This is a genomic window from Ruegeria arenilitoris (genome assembly GCF_013030985.1).
Classification (GTDB): Bacteria; Pseudomonadota; Alphaproteobacteria; order Rhodobacterales; family Rhodobacteraceae; genus Ruegeria; species Ruegeria arenilitoris_B.
Genome location: NZ_WPYP01000029.1, coordinates 1 through 1,781, shown reverse-complemented (window position 1 = coordinate 1,781; position 1,781 = coordinate 1). Strand labels below are relative to the sequence as shown.

The following is a 1,781-nucleotide window of genomic DNA, read 5'->3' as shown; positions in this document are numbered from 1 at the left end:
ACTCAGATGAAAATGACGACGGAAGAGGCCTTTGTTAAGGTTCTGCAGCTTCACGGTATTGAACATGCCTTCGGTATCATTGGTTCGGCGATGATGCCGATCTCAGATATTTTCGGAAAAGCCGGCATCACCTTCTGGGACTGCGCGCATGAAGGCTCGGGCGGGATGATGGCCGACGGCTATACCCGCGCCACCGGCAAAATGTCGATGATGATCGCGCAGAACGGCCCCGGCATCACCAACTTTGTCACCGCCGTCAAAACCGCCTACTGGAACCACACCCCGCTGCTGCTGGTCACGCCGCAGGCCGCGAACAAGACCATGGGTCAGGGCGGCTTCCAGGAGATGGAGCAGATGCGCATGTTCGCGGACTGCGTCTGCTACCAGGAAGAAGTGCGCGACCCGTCGCGGATGGCCGAAGTCCTCAGCCGCGTGATCACCAAGGCCAAGCGCGCCTCGGCCCCGGCACAGATCAACGTGCCGCGTGACTTCTTCACGCAAGTGGTCGATATCGAACTGCCTGCCGTTGTCGAATTCGAACTGCCTTCGGGCGGTGCCTCTGCCGTGACCGAAGCCGCCGCGCTGCTGTCGAATGCCCAGAACCCGGTCATTCTGAACGGCGCCGGTACAGTTCTGTCCGCGGGCGGCATCGAAGCCTCGAAAGCGCTGGCCGAGCGTCTGGACGCGCCGGTTTGCGTTGGCTACCAGCACAACGACGCCTTCCCCGGCTCGCACCCGCTGTTTGCCGGTCCGCTGGGCTATAACGGCTCGAAAGCCGCGATGGAGCTGATCAGCGAGGCTGACGTTGTCCTGTGCCTCGGCACCCGTCTGAACCCGTTCTCGACCCTGCCCGGTTACGGTCTGGAATACTGGCCGGCCAATGCGAAAATCATTCAGGTCGACATCAACCCGGATCGTATCGGCCTGACCAAAAAGGTCTCGGTCGGTATCGTTGGCGACGCGGCCACTGTTGCAACCAATATCCTGGCACAGCTTTCGGACACCGCAGGCGACGAGGGCCGCGACGCCCGCAAGGCGAAAATCGCGGAGAAAAAGTCGCGTTGGGCGCAGGAACTGACCTCGATGGATCACGAGCAGGACGACCCGGGCACCACCTGGAACGAGCGCGCCCGTGCCGCCAAGCCGGACTGGATGAGCCCGCGCATGGCATGGCGCGCGATTCAGGCCGCGCTGCCGAAAGAGGCGATCATCTCGTCCGACATCGGCAACAACTGCGCCATCGGCAACGCGTATCCGTCCTTCGAGGAAGGCCGCAAATATCTGGCGCCGGGCCTGTTCGGCCCCTGTGGCTATGGCCTGCCGTCGGTGATCGGCGCCAAGATCGGCTGCCCGGACGTACCGGTCGTCGGCTTCTCGGGTGACGGTGCCTTTGGTATCGCGGTCACCGAGCTGACCGCAATCGGCCGTGAGGAATGGCCCGCAGTGACCCAGATCGTCTTCCGCAACTACCAGTGGGGTGCGGAAAAGCGGAACTCGACCCTGTGGTTCGACGACAACTTCGTCGGCACCGAGCTGGACACCAAGGTGTCTTACGCCGGTATCGCGCAGGCCTGTGGTCTGAAAGGCGTTGTCGCCCGCACGCAGGACGAGCTGACCGCGGCCCTGAACCAGGCGATCGAGGACCAGAAGAACGGCATCACCACCCTGATCGAAGCCCTGATCAACCAGGAACTGGGTGAGCCCTTCCGCCGCGACGCGATGAAGAAGCCCGTCGCAGTCGCCGGCATCAGCGCCGACGACATGACACCTCAGGCAGGGGT

1 protein-coding gene is annotated in these 1,781 nt (G+C 62.9%); it reads left to right on the top strand.

What is annotated here, in order from left to right:
- Positions 1-6: 6 nt before the first annotated feature.
- The coding region (gene xsc, locus GOX88_RS23225; protein WP_170407815.1) for a sulfoacetaldehyde acetyltransferase at positions 7-1,781 on the top strand (1,775 nt) is incomplete at its 3' end.